This is a genomic window from Neobacillus sp. B24 (assembly GCF_055381825.1).
The window spans coordinates 3,794,422-3,813,886 of sequence record NZ_AP035777.1; the positions used below are offsets into that span (position 1 = coordinate 3,794,422).

The 19,465-nt window shown below is 41.4% G+C and carries 18 protein-coding genes and 1 other RNA gene; 7 read left to right on the forward strand and 12 right to left on the reverse strand.

Translation table 11 applies throughout. From position 1 onward, the window contains the following. Nucleotides 1-477 carry a cytochrome c oxidase subunit II gene (locus tag ACZ43M_RS18695; protein ID WP_464504030.1) on the forward strand — a complete coding sequence of 159 codons (477 nt, stop codon included), beginning with the start codon at nucleotides 1-3 and terminating at the stop codon, nucleotides 475-477. Nucleotides 478-479: 2 nt separating this feature from the next. Next, on the forward strand, nucleotides 480-2,135 hold the full coding sequence (locus ACZ43M_RS18700) for a b(o/a)3-type cytochrome-c oxidase subunit 1 (protein WP_464508060.1): 1,656 nt from the start codon (nucleotides 480-482) through the stop codon (nucleotides 2,133-2,135). A gap of 202 nt (nucleotides 2,136-2,337) precedes the next feature. Here ACZ43M_RS18700 and ACZ43M_RS18705 read toward each other — a convergent pair whose 3' ends face one another. The 3 genes from ACZ43M_RS18705 to ACZ43M_RS18715 form a co-directional block, all read right to left on the reverse strand. Then, entirely contained in the window at nucleotides 2,338-3,237 is a 900-nt protein-coding gene (locus ACZ43M_RS18705) for a DMT family transporter (RefSeq protein WP_464504031.1), read from the reverse strand. Further along, complete coding sequence (locus ACZ43M_RS18710) at nucleotides 3,234-4,742, reverse strand: carboxypeptidase M32 (RefSeq protein WP_464504032.1); 1,509 nt, start codon at nucleotides 4,740-4,742, stop codon at nucleotides 3,234-3,236. The genes ACZ43M_RS18705 and ACZ43M_RS18710 overlap by 4 nt, the downstream gene beginning before the upstream one ends. Before the next feature lie 189 nt (nucleotides 4,743-4,931). Next, nucleotides 4,932-5,165 (reverse strand): DUF2249 domain-containing protein, encoded by a 234-nt coding sequence (locus tag ACZ43M_RS18715; RefSeq protein WP_464504033.1) that lies wholly within the window; start codon nucleotides 5,163-5,165, stop codon nucleotides 4,932-4,934. 130 nt (nucleotides 5,166-5,295) lie between these two features. Here ACZ43M_RS18715 and ACZ43M_RS18720 point away from each other — a divergent pair, with 130 nt between their 5' ends. Next, the gene (locus ACZ43M_RS18720; RefSeq protein ID WP_464504034.1) at nucleotides 5,296-5,448 is read left to right on the forward strand and encodes a hypothetical protein; all 153 of its coding nucleotides are present in this window, start codon (nucleotides 5,296-5,298) and stop codon (nucleotides 5,446-5,448) included. 26 nt (nucleotides 5,449-5,474) lie between these two features. Here the strand turns inward: ACZ43M_RS18720 and ACZ43M_RS18725 are convergent, their stop codons facing one another. After that, the gene (locus ACZ43M_RS18725; protein ID WP_464504035.1) at nucleotides 5,475-7,838 is read right to left on the reverse strand and encodes a nitric-oxide reductase large subunit; all 2,364 of its coding nucleotides are present in this window, start codon (nucleotides 7,836-7,838) and stop codon (nucleotides 5,475-5,477) included. Nucleotides 7,839-8,080: 242 nt separating this feature from the next. Between ACZ43M_RS18725 and ACZ43M_RS18730 the strand changes: the two genes are divergently transcribed. From ACZ43M_RS18730 to ACZ43M_RS18745, 4 genes are read left to right on the forward strand one after another with little or no spacing between them, the layout of a single operon-like run. Further along, complete coding sequence (locus ACZ43M_RS18730; RefSeq protein ID WP_464504036.1) at nucleotides 8,081-8,314, forward strand: DUF2249 domain-containing protein; 234 nt, start codon at nucleotides 8,081-8,083, stop codon at nucleotides 8,312-8,314. Nucleotides 8,315-8,337: 23 nt separating this feature from the next. After that, nucleotides 8,338-8,544 (forward strand): DUF2249 domain-containing protein, encoded by a 207-nt coding sequence (locus ACZ43M_RS18735; protein ID WP_464504037.1) that lies wholly within the window; start codon nucleotides 8,338-8,340, stop codon nucleotides 8,542-8,544. Between the two features lie 14 nt (nucleotides 8,545-8,558). Further along, entirely contained in the window at nucleotides 8,559-9,803 is a 1,245-nt protein-coding gene (locus ACZ43M_RS18740; RefSeq protein ID WP_464508061.1) for a hypothetical protein, read from the forward strand. A gap of 12 nt (nucleotides 9,804-9,815) precedes the next feature. Further along, the gene (locus ACZ43M_RS18745; RefSeq protein WP_464504038.1) at nucleotides 9,816-10,115 is read left to right on the forward strand and encodes a metal-sulfur cluster assembly factor; all 300 of its coding nucleotides are present in this window, start codon (nucleotides 9,816-9,818) and stop codon (nucleotides 10,113-10,115) included. A gap of 43 nt (nucleotides 10,116-10,158) precedes the next feature. Here the strand turns inward: ACZ43M_RS18745 and ACZ43M_RS18750 are convergent, their stop codons facing one another. The 8 genes from ACZ43M_RS18750 to ACZ43M_RS18785 all read right to left on the reverse strand — a co-directional run bounded on the left by ACZ43M_RS18750 (nucleotide 10,159) and on the right by ACZ43M_RS18785 (nucleotide 19,345). Beyond that, a complete protein-coding gene (locus ACZ43M_RS18750) occupies nucleotides 10,159-12,084 on the reverse strand; it encodes an ATP-dependent DNA helicase (RefSeq protein ID WP_464504039.1) in 1,926 nt (641 codons plus the stop codon). A 43-nt stretch (nucleotides 12,085-12,127) separates the two neighbouring features. Beyond that, entirely contained in the window at nucleotides 12,128-13,288 is a 1,161-nt protein-coding gene (locus tag ACZ43M_RS18755) for a THUMP domain-containing class I SAM-dependent RNA methyltransferase (RefSeq protein ID WP_464504040.1), read from the reverse strand. Nucleotides 13,289-13,428: 140 nt separating this feature from the next. Further along, an RNA gene (gene rnpB, locus ACZ43M_RS18760) (RNase P RNA component class B) lies at nucleotides 13,429-13,830 on the reverse strand. A 79-nt stretch (nucleotides 13,831-13,909) separates the two neighbouring features. Further along, nucleotides 13,910-14,212, reverse strand: coding sequence for a cell division regulator GpsB (gene gpsB, locus ACZ43M_RS18765; protein WP_464508062.1), 303 nt, complete (start codon nucleotides 14,210-14,212; stop codon nucleotides 13,910-13,912). 137 nt (nucleotides 14,213-14,349) lie between these two features. Then, complete coding sequence (locus tag ACZ43M_RS18770) at nucleotides 14,350-14,910, reverse strand: SLOG family protein (RefSeq protein ID WP_464504041.1); 561 nt, start codon at nucleotides 14,908-14,910, stop codon at nucleotides 14,350-14,352. A 111-nt stretch (nucleotides 14,911-15,021) separates the two neighbouring features. Continuing rightward, a complete protein-coding gene (locus tag ACZ43M_RS18775; protein ID WP_464504042.1) occupies nucleotides 15,022-15,429 on the reverse strand; it encodes a CotD family spore coat protein in 408 nt (135 codons plus the stop codon). 346 nt (nucleotides 15,430-15,775) lie between these two features. Next, nucleotides 15,776-17,050, reverse strand: coding sequence for a ribonuclease H-like domain-containing protein (locus ACZ43M_RS18780; protein WP_464504043.1), 1,275 nt, complete (start codon nucleotides 17,048-17,050; stop codon nucleotides 15,776-15,778). Continuing rightward, entirely contained in the window at nucleotides 17,051-19,345 is a 2,295-nt protein-coding gene (locus tag ACZ43M_RS18785) for a DEAD/DEAH box helicase (protein WP_464504044.1), read from the reverse strand. Nucleotides 19,346-19,465: the final 120 nt, after the last annotated feature.

Sequence of the window (19,465 nt, forward strand, 5' to 3'; positions counted from 1 at the left end):
ATGCATATGCATAAATTTGAAAAAATTTGGCTGATTTTCGGTGTCAGCTGCTTAGTCATTTTCCTGACAGTGGTTGGGGTAAGCGCCTTCTATTTAGGTAACAAGCCGGCAAGCTGTTTAACGACAATTGATCCTGAAAAGGTGGATACAACAAAGCCATTCGATAAACCCGGACTACATAAGGTTGAAGGGAAAGAATGGGATTATGAGTTAGTTTATGTAGCATCTGCATTCTCTTATCAGCCTGCACAAGTCGAAGTGCCGCTTGGAGCAAAGGTTAAGGTAATGGCTACTACAAAAGACGTCGTCCATGGTTTTGAAGTAGCTGGGACAAATATTAATATGATGCTTGAGCCTGGCTACATTAGCGAATATACGACTACTTTTGACAAAGCCGGAGAATACTTAATCGTTTGTAATGAATACTGTGGTTCTGGACACCACTTAATGTTCTCGAAGATTGAGGTGGTAAAATAATGATGAACAATTATTCAGCAAAAGTAAAGGTTGACCCGCGTGATGCGAAACTTTCTATGGCACACTTTTTTGTAGCATTTGGTGCCCTTGCGCTTGGGGGCTTAATGGGTCTTCTGCAAACCCTGGTCCGTTCCGGAAAATTTGAACTGCCATGGGGTATTGGCTATTATCAAATTCTAACAGCCCACGGCGTTTTGATGGGACTCGTTTTGACAACATTCTTTATTATGGGTTTTCAATATGCAGCCGTTTCAAGAACTGCTGGTACTCATTCTCCTGCTGCAAGACGCACTGGCTGGATTGGATTTTGGTTAATGACTGCCGGTACGCTAATGGCGGGGACGATGATTCTATTAAATGAAGCATCAGTTCTATACACATTCTATGCACCGCTTAAAGCACACTGGATTTTCTATTTAGGTTTGACATTTGTCGTTGTCGGCAGCTGGGTTGACGGTGCGGCACAAATTATGACATACGCAAAATGGCGCAAGAATAACCCAGGGAAGCCAAGCCCACTATTAAGCTTCATGGCTGTTATCAATACGGTAATGTGGATTGTAGCAACTTTAGGCGTTGCGGCAACTGTATTATTCCAGCTGCTTCCTTGGTCACTTGGCATTGTTGATACTGTCGATGTACTCGTAAGCCGGACTTTATTCTGGTATTTCGGTCACCCATTAGTTTATTTCTGGTTACTTCCAGCGTATATGTGCTGGTATGCCATCATTCCAAAAATTATCGGTGGTAAAATTTTCTCTGATTCACTTGCTCGTCTATCATTTATTTTATTCTTGCTCTTCTCGATTCCGGTTGGTTTCCACCACCAGTTAACCGAGCCAGGAATTGATCCAGCATGGAAGTTTTTCCAAGTCATCCTAACATTTATGGTGGTTATTCCATCTTTAATGACAGCATTCTCATTGTTTGCTACCTTTGAAAGATACGGCAGATCGAAAGGTGCAACAGGCCTGTTTGGCTGGTTTAAGGTTCTTCCTTGGAATGACGCGCGTTTCATCGTTCCATTTATCGGGATGGCTTCGTTCATTCCTGCTGGTGCAGGCGGTATTATCAATGCATCCAACCAAATGGACCAAGTGGTTCATAATACAATTTGGGTAACTGGACACTTCCATTTAACAGCGGCAACTTCTGTTGTCTTAACGTTCTTTGGAATCTCATATTGGCTGGTTCCTCACTTAACAGGACGTAAGTTAACGAAAACAATGAACAAACTAGGAATTATCCAAGCATGGGTTTGGTTTATCGGCATGGCGTTCATGTCAGGTGCAATGCACTTCCAAGGTCTTCTTGGCGGCCCACGTCGTTCGGCATTCTCCACCTATGGAGATTCACAGCAGGCACTTGATTGGATTCCATATCAAATTGCCCAGGCTGTTGGCGGTACCATTCTGTTCCTTGGTATCATTTTAGTTCTAATTATCTTTATCAACCTGGCATTCTTCGCTCCAAAAGGTGAAGAAGAATTCCCTGTTGGCGAGGCTGAAAATCTGCAAGAAAAAGCTCCAATGGTATTCGAAAACTGGAAATTATGGCTTGGAATTACTGCAGCTTTAATTCTGTTCGCTTACACTATTCCATTTATCGATATTATTCAAAATGCACCTCCAGGATCTAAAGGATTTAAGACTTGGTAAAACGAAAAGCGGAAGCGCCGTGGTCAGCCCCGACAAGCTTAAGACGTACCCCGCAGGACGGGCCTGCCCTCCGGAGGGGGACGGCTTAAGACCTCGAGCTGCTCAAAGCTAACGCTTCTCGCAAGATACTCAAGGAAGCCTATTCGGGGATGAAAACTGGCTAGGCGCTGAAGCTAGACAATAATAATATTTAAAAAAGGCTTCAATCGAATTCGATTGAAGCCTTTTTCTGTCTTGGAATATTAATGATCGTTACTGATAGTAAAATGATAGTGGAACCGATCGCTTGGATTAGTCCGAAGCTTTCCTTGTAAAGAAACACACTCAATAATGTCGCTACAACCGGTTCAACCGTTGCTATTACTGCTGCCTTGCTGGATTCAATTCTCTCAAGTCCTTTTGTATATAGTAAAAAGGCGATAACCGTCGGAAAAAGGGCCAATCCCCCGCCATATAACAAGACATCACTGGAAATTAAATCATCACCTTTTTTCCATACCCCTGACACTGGCAGCAGTGTAATCGCCGCAATTAAAAACGTGTAGAAAGTAACCGTAAATGGCGGATACTTTGCCAGTGCAAATTTGCCAAAAATACTATATAAGGCATAGCCGAATCCTGCTGCAAGACCCGTAATAATACCAACTGTAGTCAATGAGGCAGTATCAGTCTGACTAACCCCGGCAATTAAGATGCAGCCAAGTATGGTACCAATTACGGATGCGGCTTTTACCCCGGTCATTTTTTCCTTCAGAAAAATAAACGATAAAACCGCAACAAACGCAGGAGATGTATACAATAAGATAACTGCCATTGACAAGTTCATTGTTCCAACAGCGGTAAAATAGCACCAATTGAATAAAACAATGCTCAGAATGCCTGTTCCAATGAACAGCCTAATATCCTTATAACTTATGCGCAGCTGCGGCCGATATTTCACCAAGCCGATTATCCCCAATAAAACAGCGGCAATTACTACTCTTATGGTAACAATCTCCATCGATGTAAAGCCAATATCACCAAGCTTCCGGACAAAAATCGCGATAATCCCCCATAATGCTGCGCTAATGGTAATAAAAACAACTGGCAGAATTTTAATCAATTTAACCGATAGACCTTTCCAAATTTCTCATAAAGGTAATGAATTAAATACTCGGCATTCAAACCTTCACCAGTAACATCATGGAGAATTTCAAGCGGCTTTTTTAGCTTTCCATATTGGTGAATATTTTGGGTAAGCCATTCTTTGATTGGCAGCAAGTCACCAGTTTCTAACAGTTGCTCATAATTTGGCAGATCCTTCAACATCGCATGCTTAAATTGCGCCGCATACATATACCCCAAAGCATAGGATGGAAAATAGCCAAAGCTTGCTCCTGCCCAATGCACGTCCTGAAGGACACCTTGTGCATCATTTTCAGGACGGATCCCTAAATACTCTTCATACATGTCATTCCAGATTGCCGGAAGATCAGCAACCTTGATTTCATCATTAAATAGTTTCTTTTCAATTTCATAGCGAATCATAATATGCAGCGGATAGGTCAATTCATCTGCTTCTATTCGTATAAACGAAGGTTTTGATTCATTAATCGCCCGGTAAAAATCCTCTATTCCTACATTATCAAACTGGTCATCTGCATATTGTTTGAGCAGCCCGTAGTTTTGTTTCCAAAATGATAGGCTTCTTCCGACAATATTTTCGTAGAACAGGGATTGTGATTCATGAATCCCCATTGAAGTCCCATCGCAGAGAGGTGTACCAATTAGCTCTTTGGATATGTTCTGTTCGTAAAGTGCATGGCCTCCCTCATGGATGGTGCCAAAAACGGCCGTGCGGAAATCGGATTCATCATAATTTGTCGTTACCCGAACATCACCGGGATTTAAGCCAATGGCAAAGGGGTGCACGGTTTCATCCAGCCTGCCTGAATTGAAGTCATAGCCCATTTGCGCCAAAATCTTTAAACTAAATTCGCGCTGTTTTTCTTTTGAAAATGGTTTGAAAAGAAACTGTGTTTCCGGCTTATGGGCAGAACCGGATATTTGCTTAACTAATGGAACAATCTTTTCTTTTAATTGCCCAAAAACCTGGTCCAATACTTCTACTGTGACACCAGGTTCATACATATCTAACAATACATCATAGGTATTATTGACGTGATCGACTCCCCAGTACTGGATAAATTTCTTCGTATAGTCCACGAGTTTTTCGAGATAAGGCCTAAACAGGTCGAAATCAGCCTTGTTTTTAGCCTCCTCCCAAACACTCTCAGCCTTTGATTGCAGAACAACAAATTCTTTATATTCCTCAGCCGGAATTTTTTTATTCCGCTCATATTCCTTTCTGCATTCTTCAAGTGTCTTTTTCGAGATTTCAGATAAATCGAGTTTTGATAAATTGGCTATGTAAGCGGCCATTTCTTCTGAAGTTGACATTTTAAACACTTCCGAGGACAACATTCCGATTACTTCCGACCGCTGGTCTATTCCCGCCTTAGGGGCGCCTGTCCGCATATCCCAATAAATTAACCCGAGCGCCTCATGATAGGCCCTCATCTTTCTCACATACTCTAAAAATTCCTTTTCCAATTGTGTTGCGTTCATGGAATTCCCCCCTTTTTGTACGTTTAAAGTTTATCATATTTTTCTGACAAAAGATTATAAAAAAAACAACAGAAGCTTATGTTCTGTTGTAAAATATTCTTATAAGAAAAAGAGGGTGAAAAATAAATAGTAAAACGTTAAGAGAGAGTTTGAGAAAAATTTGGTTTAGAATCCGAACTCGATTACTTATTATATCTTGCTAATCGCTACTTTCCATGTTTCCGGGCCTTCCTCCAGATACTCCCAAGAGAACTGCTCTGGTCTTTCCATCATGAATTGGTAAAGCAGCGGTCTTGGATCATGATCATTCACAATCTGCATAAATTCCCCAGATGCCAATCCATCAAAGGCATTAAAGATTGTCGGATGCTTCTCCCGTGGTGGATAATCAGGAACATGAATCACTTTTACGTAGGTTTGCACTATTATCACTCCTTTTACTTTAGTTGCTAACTTCTCTACCATTATAAAGAAACTTCTTCCAATACCAAGTGCGTCCTATCACATGCAGGGCATGATTTTGTTCATAGTTTACTATTAAGGGGGAATTAAATTGAAGGAATTGGTCGGACTATGTACATGTTGCAATAAGGAAATCTACTGCCTTGACGGATTCTTTAATGGGGTTGTAACAGAAGAAAAACAGATTTATTGTTTCGATTGTTACGAAGAATCGTCCAGTAAGGAAAAAAATCCGCAAAGCTAAGCCATGCGGATTTTTCCATTTAAGCGCTAATCTTCATCTATCGACAAGTCCTTAATAGGCAGCGGTACTTCTTCCCCATGTGTCGGTTTACGTAAATTGAAAAATGCTTTAATACAGAATAGCACTAATATTACCACACCAATTAGGAAGATCGTGTCAGGCACCGCACGCCATGTTAGAATACTTTGAACTAAATCCTGCTTTAGGAACGATGCATCGCGGCTTGCAGCATATCCGTTATAGAAAGCTTCTTTGATTTGCATGAAGCCGACAGGAAGCAATGATAAGAAAACCATTCCGGCAAGTCCAACGTTTAATAATATGCAGCTGATTTTGATCCATTTATCGTTCCATGCTTCCGGCTTCACGATATTTCGCAATGTGTATAAAAGTACGGCAACGGCAAACATCCCGTACACACCCATCATCGAGCCGTGACCATGTGTTGGGGTCAAGAATTGTCCGTGTTCAAAATAGGAAACTGCAGGCAGGTTAATTAAGAATCCAAGTACTCCGGCACCGACCAAGTTCCAAATCGCCACTGATATCAAGAACCAAAAAGTACCTTTGTATGGGAAGTCAACACCGCCATCACGCATCATTTTATACTGCTCATATGCCTCAAGAATTAATAATGTTAACGGAATAACCTCTAATGCTGAAAAGACTGCCCCTAGTCCAAGCCAGACTTCGGCAGAACCGTTATAGTAATAATGGTGGCCAATCCCAATAACTCCACTGCCTAGTAGGAGAATTAATTGGAAATATAATTGCCTTAAAGTTGATTTTTTCGTTACCAAGCCTAATTGGACCATAAGGAAACCAATTACGACTACTGCAAATACTTCAAAAATACCTTCTACCCAAAGATGGATAATCCACCAACGCCAGTAATCGGCGAATGTAAAGCTCGTGCCTGGGTTGATAAATAATGCAAAGACATAAAATGCAGGAACGGCAATGGCTGAGTAGAATAATAAGTGAATAAGTCCGCCTTTATCAGACTCGCGCTTCAATCCTGATTTAATTCCGCGGAAAACGATGAACAGCCAAATAAACATCCCAGCAATCAAGACGATTTGCCAAACCCTGCCAAGCTCAATATATTCCCAGCCAGAATGCCCAAACAAGAACCAGCTATTGCCCAATTTCCCATTAGCACCAAGCCATTCCCCAACCATACTTCCGCCTACAAGGACGACAAGCGCCCAAAATAAAATATCTACTAATAATCCTTGTTTTTTCGGCTCATAGCCGCCAACTAATGGTGCCACATAAATCCCCATTCCAAGCCAAGCGGTGGCAATCCAGAAGATAGCTAGCTGAAGATGATAACCTTTCGTAATGTTGAATGGAAGAATATCATGAATCCACTTAATTCCAAAGAAGCTGTCTGGCTCTATATAATAGTGGGCCAGTAACGCTCCAAACATACACTGAACAAAAAACAAGATCGAGACGACTGTAAAATATTTTCCTGATTTGATTTGTGAATTTGTTACTGGCATTTTCCGTAAGTCAATCCGTGGAAAGTTTCCTTGTTTATACGCTTCCTGCATACTAAATTGATAGCGGTAGAATAAGTATAATATCACGCCAATCATTAAGATCAGGATCGTTATACTTGCCCCACTCCACCAAACTGCTGAGAAAGACATCTGGTTACCAGCATCCTCATAATATGGCCAGTTGTTGGTGTAGGTAATCTTATCCCCTTGACGAACAGTACTTGACAGCCAAGCAGTCCAGAAAAAGAAATCAGAGATTTGTTTAAGTTGATCGCCTTTGTCCACATAGGCACGGTCTGTTGCCGGCATATCTGAATCCTTAATTAAGTTAGCCTTCAAGCCCCAGCCATCGCCTTTTGTAAAAATACCTTTATAATAAGCTCTGACTTGTTTAAGACCGTAGGCTTGTGCATCAGTCAAGACTAACGTATCCTGACTTGCATCGTAACGGTTTTTTCTCATTTCTTTCATAACATTATTTTTAATGATAGACTTTTCGTCTTCCTTTAAAGATGAAAAATCTTTTTGAAATTGTTTTTTCGCTTTAAAGTCTTGCATTCCTTCTGTATATATTTTTAAAGATTCTGCTGTATAGTCCGGTCCCATATATGAACCATGTCCCAGAACTGTACCATAATCCATCAAGCCGTACTTTTGCCATACTGCCTGACCGCCCATAATAGATTTTTTAGTTAATAATACTTCGCCGTTTGAATTGGTCACTTTCAATGGTCTAGGTGCCTGTTCCTTAAAGATCCAGTACCCGCCGCCAAGCAGTACGGTGAAGCTAAGTAAAATCGTAATAATTAAAATGGATTTTAAAAGTGCGTTCCTGTTTGCTTTTATCACACTTTTTGTATCGGTACCCCGTTGTATTTCCATGAGTTTATCTCCTTTCAAAATTCAATCCGAGCTGTATTGTAACGCTAGAAATATCACGGGCTAGTGACTTTTATCACTTAAGCTAGAAAAATGTTAATTTTTTTTGTCGAATTTTTCACAGGTTTGTTACACTGAGAATTATTTTCACTATATTAATCATAACTATGACGCGCATCACATTTTTGCTAGGATTCCACTGTTACAATGTAACTAAATAAAACAGAAGGAAGAGGCGAAACCTAGTGGAACCGAAAATCATTGAATTAGATGTTCGCGAGGATTTAAAGAATAAAATCGAACCGTTTCAAAAAATAATGGAGGCGATTAAAGAATTAAAGAAGAATGATATCTTCATACTTCATGCCCCGTTTAAGCCGACCCCATTATTTACTGTATTAAAAGCAAAAGGCTTTACCCACGAAGCAGAAGAATTAGAGAAAAAACATTGGAAAGTTGTTTTTACGAAGCAAAGCTAAATGATTTAGGAGGGTGACCTTTCATGATATTGGATAATCGCGGGCTAGAGCCGCCACAGCCGATGATGAGAACTTTGGCCGCTTTGGAAAAATTGCCGGATGGCGAGGTTTTAACGATTATTAATGATAGAAGACCGATGTTTTTATACGAGCAGCTTGAAGAGCTTGGCTATAAACAACGGACTGAACCACAAGATGACGGAAGTTTTAAAATTGAAATCTTCCGATAAGCAGGTGAATGAATATGGTACCGCAAAACCTGGGAAGTGAGACAAATATAAAGCTCCCCTTTTCGTTTATTCTATATAGTTTAATTGCCCTGATTCTTTCTCAGGTGGTTATTTTAGTAAATGGTCAAATGATGGCGGACGGCAGCTTCCGCATCCCGCCACTTTGGTCGGCTGCCCACTTGTTAATTTTAGGCTGGGCCTTAATGGTGGCAATGGGTGCCATGTACCAGCTAGTGCCTGTTGCGTTCTTGACGAAGATTTGGAATGAAAAGTTTGGGTTCATCCAATTTTTCATTACCGCCGTTGGAATTACTGTGTTTTCAAGCATGCTTTATTGGGCACCTCAATATGCGATGATTCCCGGAGTCATCATGCTTATCGGGATTCTTATGTTTTTGTTCCAAATGCTGATGACGTTAAAAGTCCAAGAGAGTCCCAATATCCTTACCGCTTTTGTCGGAACGGCTTTGGTTAGTTTATTACTGACCATATTCTTAGGAATTACCTTGCTCATCAGTATGAAGACCGGTACAGGTTCAGCATACTATCAATCGTTTTTTAAGAGTCATTTATTAATGGGATTAACAGGCTGGTTTACCCTGCTAATCTTTGGCTTTTCCTATAAAATGGTTCCTATGTTTTCACTGGCGCACGGGTTCACAATGACGCAAGCCCGGTATGTTTACACTATATATGTTTCTGGTCTAGTAGTAACCCTTATTTCCTTTTTTACCGAACAAAGCATCCTGTTAAAATTAGGTTTCTTTTTACTTTTGGCAGGTTTTACAATTTTTAGCTGGCATATTAGCATCATTATCAAAAAAAGATTAAAGAAAAAGCTGGATAAGCCGTTTTCGTTCGCCTTGTCAGCAATCGGGTTTGGCAATCTAATCCATCTTGCGGCCTTTATCCTTCTATGGACCAATTATTTTACAACTGCGATAGGACCGCTGATTTATGCTTATATTCTCCTTTGGATTGTCCTAAGTATCGCCGGGTATTTATATAAAATTGTTCCTTTCTTATGGTGGACCTATAAATACAGCAATGAAATCGGTAAAACGAAAGTTCCGTCGTTAAAAGACATGATGAATGAAAAAATCATCGTACCGAGTCTTTCCCTGTTAATCGTGGCAGTCCTTATTGTCTTTTGTGCACTAATGTTCAAACAAACACTGCTCTTTAATACCGGCCAGTTCATTGTTTCTGTTGTGTTTATCATATTCTCTGGCAGTATTTTTAGGGTAATGAAAAAATAAGAGGTGTTTAACATGAATTTACAAGAAAAAGTACTTGAAGAGTTAAAAAGCGTATATGATCCGGAATTGGGAATTAATGTTGTAGATTTGGGGTTAATCTATAATATTGAAGTTGCCGAGAGCAATGATGTAATTATTACAATGACTTTGACAACTCCTGGCTGTCCACTCCATAACAGCATCACCAGTGGTGTCCGCTATTGTGTCGAAGGGATTGAAGAGGTAAGGAACGTTGAAGTCAATCTTATTTGGGAGCCTGCTTGGACACCAGACAAAATGACTGCTGACGGACGCAGAGCACTTGGGCGCTAATAAAAAAATCGGAAGCGAGACCAATTGGCCGCTTCCGATTTTTTTATTTCAAAGGTTGTGTTGGCAGCACTTCATTTATTTTTTCAAGTACATATGCATCTAGGTCATCATCCAAGAGTATATGCACGCTCCCCCTGTCTGATTCACTGCGAATTAACCGGCCGACCCCCTGACGCAAGCGGAGGAGCATATAAGGCAAATCGACTTTTAAAAATGGGTCGGAGGATACTTCTCTTTTTGCAGTAAAAACTGGGTCTTCCGGTGGAAAAGGAAGCGAATAGATTAAGACATTTTCTAACGATCGCCCCGGGATGTCGAGACCTTCCCAAAGATGAGTGGAACATAACACAGCATGTTCCTCATTTTGAAATTTTGCCACAAGCGTGCTAATCTCTTCGTCCCCTTCAAAATAGATTGGAAAGGGGAACCTGAGCTCATCCTTCAGTCCTGCTTTTAAAGTCTCCATTTCCTCTTTGTTATTTAGGAGTATTAGAGCCCGTCCTTCGGAATCGCGGATTTTTTCGATGAGATAATCCATTTTGCTACCAGTGCTGCCCTGGTTAAATCGAGGCAGAAAAATCTTCATATTTGCTTCGTAATCAAATGGTGAGGCAACTGAAAACGCAAGGTAGTCGGTGATTCCTAAACTGTCAGCAATATAATCAAATGACTTTTCATTTGACAGGGTTGCAGACGAGAAAATAAAAGGCTTGGCTTGTGAAAACACTTCTTCTCTCAAGACATCTTCAACCATTCTAGGCATAATGACAAGTGTCCGTTCCTCTCCTGCCGCTTCCAGCCAGGTAATCCCGTTTATTTCTTGAAGGAACAGAGATAAGGAATACGTAATTTGCTCTAGATATTCCTCAACGATTTTTAAATCATATTCGTTAATGACATATAGTTCGCTTTCAAAAACTAGCTCTTCCTCTAACGATTGCAACGTGGCAAGAAGCTTCCGCCCGGTTTTTGAAATCAGCGGATGTTTCCGAATCATCTGTTTTTCCGAGCCTAGGGCTTTATGGGAGAAATGTGATAATGTCTCAAAGAACGTTTCATTTTCCATTAATGCCTGTTCAATTGTAAATAATGTCTTTTCCCGAACATCATTTTCCATTAGCCTTGTCAGAAGGGTTTCCAAGGTGTAATCGGTAAAGCGATAAGTCAGTGCCTTTTGGGCAGCAAACTCAAGCAGGTGCCCTTCATCGAACACCACGGAAGAATGCTCTGGCAATAAAGGCAATTGCCCTTCCCGTTTCCTTGCTTCTCTTGTCCAAATATACTCCATATAAAAATCATGGGAACAAATGATTAAATCCTGCGCATGACGGTAATATTCCCGGTTTAATGTGAGGGCACAGCGATGACGTTTCTCACAAGAAAAACAATCCTGCAGTGAATCCCAGCTTATCCTGCCCCACTTCTCATCAGAAAGTGAGGAATAATCCTTGCGATCCCCATATTTTTCAAACTTTTGCATCGAGCTGACACTATGAACAAACTCAGGCAGCGATTCATGGATATTTAAGGCTTCCTCGAAATCACCCGTTTGAGCTTGATCGAGCTTCCTTAAACATAAATATTGATCCTGTGATTTTGCCAACCGAACATCAATATTAAGTCCAAGTATCTGTTCTAATTTTGCAATATCTCCTTCTTTTTTAACAAGTTGTTCGATTAATGTTTCATCTGCGCAAGCAATAATGGCAGGCCGATTCGTATATCGTGCGTACATGATGGAATAAAGCAGGTAGACAATCGTTTTTCCCGTTCCGACTCCAGCCTCAGCAAACATTACCTTTTTCTGTTTGAAAGCTTTTTCAAGCTGAAAGGCCATATAAATTTGTTCATCTCGCAGCTCGAATCCTGCATCTGGCAAAACATCATAAAATAAATCGCCAATCCATTCGCTTAATTTATCATAGAATGATTCGGTTTTTGATACTGTAAACGGCATTCGGTTTTGCATCTAATCCCTCCGCATAAAAAGAAGGCGTCCTTTGACGCCAACATTAACCTTTTTCGATTTCGCCGCTATTTTGTCGGGGCGGCCTTTTCCCCCAATATTGATAATAATCCGTTTTAATAAATCCATTAAATAGTTTTCTTTTCTTCGTGGCAGGCTTCCCGTAAAATTGCTCAAACTCTTCGTGAGAAGTCAAAATATATATAGACCAAGTATCTAGTTTACTAAACGCCTGTCCCATTTCTCGGTACATTTGTTCAACTGCGCCCTTTTCTCCTAATCGTTCTCCGTATGGAGGGTTTCCGACTATGACACCATATTCCTTGTCGGTGGAAATATCCCTGACCTGCATCTGCTTAAATTGAATAAGGTCGCCAAACCCCGCTTCAAACGAGTTCTCTTGTGCAATTTTCACCATACGGTGATCAATGTCAGAGCCAGCAATATCAAGGGGCTGGTCGTAATTAGCCACATCTTCAGCCTCTGTACGAACCTCATCCCAAACTTTTGCCGGCATCCAGTTCCATCGTTCCGATACAAATTCTCGGTTAAAGCCTGGGGCTATATTCTGGCCGATCATCGCCGCTTCGATAGGAATTGTACCTGACCCGCAAAACGGATCGATAAACGGCTTTTCGGGGCGCCAATTTGTCAGCATCACAAGTGCGGCAGCTAACGTCTCCTTTAATGGTGCTTCCCCCTGCGAAGCTCGGTAGCCGCGTTTATGAAGTCCTGAGCCACTAGCATCAATGGTAATGGTAGCAACATCCTTTAATAACGCGACTTCAATTCGAAATAAGGCTCCATTCTCATCAAACCACGTGCTTCGTTTATAATGCTTTTTCATTCGTTCGACAACTGCTTTTTTTACAATTGCCTGGCAGTCGGACACACTAAAGAGCTTTGATTTAACTGACTTTCCGATTACCGGAAATTCGGCATCCTCCGGTAAGAAATTTTCCCACGGCAATGCTTTTGTTTTTTCAAATAATTCATCGAAGGTAAAGGCCTTAAACTCACCAACTTTAATTTTAATTCGGTCAGCTGTGCGGAGCCATAAATTGCTTCTGGCAATGGCGGATTCATCTCCGGTATAAGTAACTCGGCCATTTTCGACCTGACACTCATAGCCCAATGCCCTTACCTCCTGGGCAACTAATGCCTCAAGCCCCATAGCTGCAGTGGCAATTATCTGATATTTTCCCATCGTTTCACCCTTATGTATCAATTTCTATCATCTTATCCATTATGGACTAAAATCTGTTTGCCAATTCAACTGTGTGAAATACAAATAAAAAGCCCTCCTAAAGCGGAGAGCTGGTTATTTCATACTTTCCATTAATAACGTTCTATAAGCCATGTTCTGTACCAAGGTACTTCAAGCGACTTTGCAGTCTCGTACCAGGGTGGCAATCATCTATCTACAGATTCTAGTGAATCTGTCCTTCTCCTTGTTCAGTTCCTCAGAGAAAGTGCCCCTACCATAATTTGGGTTTCTCGCTCGTGGGGTTTACCCGTTCCACCCTTTCCATTTCTAGAAAGGCTACGTCACTGTGGCACTTTTATAGGTACTCATACCATATCCTAACCGGACTTAGGTATTTTCCCAGCCGTCAACCAGACTTTTCGTCCGGCTGCCCTGGCTTATGAATTCGCCAGGCACGAACACTACAGGCATCGCAGCCTGTGCGAGCATGGACTTTCCTCAACAATTCGCATAAATGCTCCTTGCAGCGATTACCCGAACGTCATTAACGATACTTTTTTATTATAGGCGTATTCAGCCGGCATTTCAATTGTTTTCAATAGGAAATGGAGGAACAGATTGTCAATCGTAAAGCTTATTCCCAAATACATGCTTTTCAAGATTAGAAAGGCGCTTTAGGATATCAAAATTTGTTGTCCCTGCAGGCTGAGCCACAGGCTGCCGTTTGGATGTTTCCTCAAGCTGTTTACGCAAACGGAGGTTTTCTTGTTGCAGGTCTTCTATTTCCTGATGGAAGGTACTATAATCTTTGATGATTAAATCTAAAAATTTATCCACGTCTTCTTGTTTATAACCGCGCACACCAGTTTTAAACTCTTTTTCTAAAATGTCCTTTGCTGTTAATTTCACTTTATCGGACAACATTCCAATCACCTCAAGTTTAGCCAATCATTACCTATTATTTTTCCAAAAATATATTGTTTTGTCAATTTTCAATTCACACAAGGCCGAAGTAACTCCAATTAGATTATATTATCAGACTACAGAAGTATTCTTTTAAATTAAAAACCTGTCTGTTTTAACTGTTCATCTTCGACAATCATTTGCAGGTCGTAGAAGGTGATTACCTCCATATGGTAAGGATTATTATTTTGATATTGTAATGCCAGATCATATAAATACTTAGGGCTTCCCTCTTTTTCCTGGTCATATAAAAGAAGTAACCCATCTGTTTTTTCAATGAAGAATTGATTTTTTAAGCGGAATTGCCATGGCTTTTCATAGCCCTTTTTCGTCACAGAATCAATAAAATTAGCCTGAGCCAAGATTGATGCATACCATTCCTTGTTCGTCTCGTTCCAAGAGGCTTCCTGATCTAGGAATGGAGTAATCACGGCAAGTTTTAGTTCTGGGTACTCAAGCTGAAGTTCAAATATCACTTCGGCACCCCAGAGCTCCGTACCTAATTGACCGCTAATCAACACCCATTCCAGCCCATCTTCCACCATGGGCAGCAATGCTTTTTTTATCGCAGCTTTTATGTAATGGACTGAAGGATGATCGTGTTTAAAAATCCCCAGTTCAAATGGTTTATACCCCGATATCGCCAATACTTTTACCAAGAACGTTCTCCTTAAGAAAAAATTTTTTAAAAGGACAAACACTTTTACAACTACAGCATAGAATATAGTAAAAAACAAGGGCTAGATAGCCCCTGTAAGAAACCAAATTAATTATGGTCTAGGACCCATCATAGGTCCTGGTCCAAACCCTGGTGCTCCTGGGCCAAATCCTGGTGCACCTGGGCCAAATCCTGGTGCACCTGGGCCAAATCCTGGTGCTCCTGGGCCAAATCCTGGCATAACATTTGGCATAGCATTTGGCAAGGCATTGGACATCGGCATCATCGCTGTAGGCGCAGCAGGCGCACATGGGTTACAGCAGTTAATATGCTGATTACATACCTCTTCAGCGCATGACGCAGTTTGTGGACAATAATGCTTATGCTCAAACATATGGTGGTTCACAGTTGTTGTGTGCACCGGATGAATATGAGGCACCACCGTATTTGAGAAAGTATGGTTTACAATCTGCTGAGTCGGATGAATCACCGGCGGGGCGAAATTAGTTCCAAGAAACATTTTATGCTCTCCCTTCTATTCATATTCTGTTTACATTAACAGCCTATGAAAAGAAAGATACTCTTGTACTAATGAAAACACCTATTTTTTATAATAAATCCGAAAATCGGAGATTGTTTTCCTAAAACATGGAATAAAAACTATCTTTAAGGCTGGTAAAAACCACTGCTGTCAGACAAACAACAACAAAGAATAAAAATAAAATTGCTTTATACATATTACCCACTCCATCATGTTTTTGAGTTATGTTTTACTCAACACAATTAAAAATTTTACCCTGTTTATGGGCGGATAACAATACAGTTTTGTTGTTTAATTTGTGAACATTTTGTTACAACCCAATCTTTCATTTTGCTGAATTTCGGGCAGCTTTCCGTTCCAGCCTCGCCAACCGCGTTTGAAACTGCTCAACACTTGGATCCTTCGGGCCGATTTTGTCACTTTCCTCAATGATTTCAAGTGCCTGCCGACAATACTCAATCGCCAGGCTATAATCCTTCAGGCGATGTTCATGGATTTTAGCCAGCTCCAGATAAGCCTCTAACCCCAATTGTTCATCATCACTTTCTGCGGCCTCCGAAAACAATATCCTTGCTCTCTCCCAGTTACGATTCTTTTTTTGCTGAAATGCCAAGATCAGCTTCGCCCGGAAAGAAGTAATGTCCTCCCCGTTTGTCAGCTTACCCAAAACTTTTTCCGCTTGACTATTTTCACCTATGGCAGCATACCAGCGTCCCACCTCAAATGTCTCAACTCTTGATTGGGCCGAATCTCTACCACAAAGTTGGTAGGTAAGATGCGTATATAAAGTAACCAACGATAAAATATCCAGTTCATTATGCTTCAGGATTCCCAACATACCGTCGGGCACTCTGCTTTCGACAAAATCAAAATAAATCATTGGTGCCAAGTACCCGGGGATATCATCGACTCTTTCCACGCCAAGGACTTCCTTTTCAACAATGGTCAGTTTCAGCCTCTCCAATTTGTGCTTCCATAATCTTCTTGCTGCGTGAAATAAATCAAAATGACCAAATGCCGGCAGCTGCGGGACGTGCTCTCTTACGAGGGTATGTCTTGTTTTGACCTGTGGCCAGTCAAACGCCTTACCATTATAGGTTACCAAGGTTTTGTAATTTATGTTTTCCAAGAAACTTTGATATAAAGCCACTTCTCCACCGGGATGCGGAAGAATATGCTGCCTTAATACCAACTGGTCCTCGGACACACTCGCATAGCCAAGCAAAAAAATCGTATTGCCAACCCCTCCGCCAAGGCCTGTAGTTTCCGTATCAAAAAAGAACATTTCTTTAGCATTAAAGCCTTTTGCCGACAGGGGATGACTTATTCCCTTTTCATTCCAGATGCTGACTGCCTCCAGAAATTCTTCAAACCGATAGTGACCATGCTGATAGGAGAGTGGGAATTTCACTTCTCTAATCAAACAGTAATCCTGTTCAAGAAAATAGGGGAGAACATTCTCCTTTTCCCATTTTTCCTTGAAGGGAATCTCAATTGTCGGATGAACCGGATGAACTGGGAGAACTGGTGGAGTTTTTGCCGGCTGACTCCCGTTGGAGATATGCGGCTTTAACCGATTCAATTTGTTTTTTAATGACATTTAATGCACTTCCCCGTTATAAAAAGACTCATGCAAAAAAGAGTCAATGATTTTCATAGCATCTTGTTTGGCTGTATCTCCCACCGTGTCTGTCCCGATGCAGGATGGACAACCGGATTCGCAGCGACAGCGCTCAATCATTTGTTTTGCTTCTGTGAATACCTCTGCCATACCGGTATGGATTTTTTCACTAAGACCAATTCCCCCAGGATATCGATCGTAAAAAAAGATTGTCGGTTTTTCGTTATGGTCTGCCTTTACCTGAGGGATAACGTGAATATCCTGGGGGTCAGCCATAACAAATAATGGCGCAATCGCCCCTAAAGCATGTGCAGCACCGGTAAGCCCCTGTTCAAGCCGATCATGCCCAAGTTCCTTGAATGATTTGTTTAATGACATCCACGCTGCATTTGTATGAAGCTCCTCTTCAGGTAGATGAATCGGGCCAGAACCAATGTTTTCATGTGTTTCAAATTTAATTTTTTTGAAAATGGTCGCCATGGCCCTGACACTGACATCACCATAGCCAATTTCGGCATCCTCAAGAGACTTGAGCTTGTCTACCTCTAAAACTTTCAACTGGACTGCCAAATTGGCATCGGTGAAATAATCAACATCCACTTCTCTGACGAAGGCTTTTTTCTCATCCCAATCAAGCATTTCCACTTGGTATTGTGTACCTTGGTGAAGATAGATTGCTTCTTCATGAAGCAGTGTCATCGCCGAGAAGCGATCCATTTCCCCAATGACCTTAACATTGGCCACATCTGTCTGGTCGACAATAATGACATTTTCCTGTGACGCCGAGCGCAAACTGATGTTATGTGCCGGAAAAGAATCGTTCATCCAATACCATTTATCCCCGTTTCGATACAGAATTCGCTCCTCCGCCAAATATTCGAGCAGTTCCTCCGTCCCGACATGGCCAAATTGTTCATCTGCTTTAAATGGCAGCTCATATGCCGCACATTTCATATGATCAATTAAAATAATTAGATTATCAGGGTTAATCCGGGCCGTTTCCGGGCTTTTATTGAAAAAATAGTCGGGATGTTGAATGATATATTGATCAAGCGGGCTCGAACTGGCCACCATGATAATCAGGGCTTCGCCGTGCCTTCTGCCCGCTCTGCCTGCCTGCTGCCAGGCGCTTGAAATCGTTCCTGGATAACCTGTCATAACGCAAACCTGCAGTTGCCCGATATCCACGCCCAATTCCAAAGCATTTGTACTAACAACTCCATATATTTCTCCAGATCGCAATCCTTTCTCGATTTTCCTGCGTTCAGTAGGAAGGTAGCCGCCGCGGTATCCCATAATCGATTTTGGACCCAATTGTCGTTTAACCAATTCCTGCAGGTAGGTAAGAATGATTTCAACCCTTACCCTGCTTCTTGCAAACACAATCGTTTGAATTTTATTTTTCAATAATTCTCCGGCAATTTTCCGGACTTCCAGTGTAGCGCTCCGTCTAATATTTAGTGGTTTATTAACGATTGGCGGATTATAAAATAAAAAGTGTTTTCTACCGCTCGGAGCCCCGTTGTTATCAATCAGCACCATTTGCTCTTCGGTCAGGTTTTCCGCCAGTTCCAGTGGATTGGCAATCGTTGCCGACGTACAAATGAAAACCGGATTACTGCCGTAATAGCGGCAAATCCGCTTTAACCTGCGAATTACATTGGCGACGTGACTGCCAAAAACACCCCGGTAGGTGTGAAGTTCATCGATTACAACAAATTTAAGGTTTTCAAACAATGACACCCATTTCGTATGATGCGGCAGAATTCCGGAATGCAGCATATCCGGATTTGTAATAACGACATGGCCTGCCTTTCTCACCCGCTGGCGAATATTGGCCGGGGTATCGCCGTCATATGTATAGCTGTTAATATCAACCCCTGCCGCTTGAATAATTTCATTGATTTCGCTCTTTTGGTCCTGGGCCAGTGCTTTTGTCGGGAACATATACAATGCGCGGGAACTCGGATTTAACAGAATCGATTGCAGAACAGGAAGATTGTAGCATAACGTCTTCCCGGAAGCGGTGGGGGTTACCGCCACAATGCTGCTTCCATTCATTACTTTTTCATAAGCCGCTTTTTGATGAGTGTAAAGTGCTTCAATCCCTTTATTGGAAAGGGCATCACTTAAAGCAGGATGTAACCTCTCCGGCAAAGGGACTGTTTGCGCTTTCCGTTCTGGAATCGTATTCCAGGCGACAATATTATCTTTAAAATCCTCATTTATTTTTAACTCATACAGTATATCCTGCAGACTTTTTTTCAGTTTCAACCTACTCACCTCATTACTTCTATTGTAGCGAATGAACGTTCGGATAAAAAGCCAAAAACACAAATTTATTGTCTATATCCACAGGAATTTTTTCCCTATCATTAAGGATTGCCTCACAAT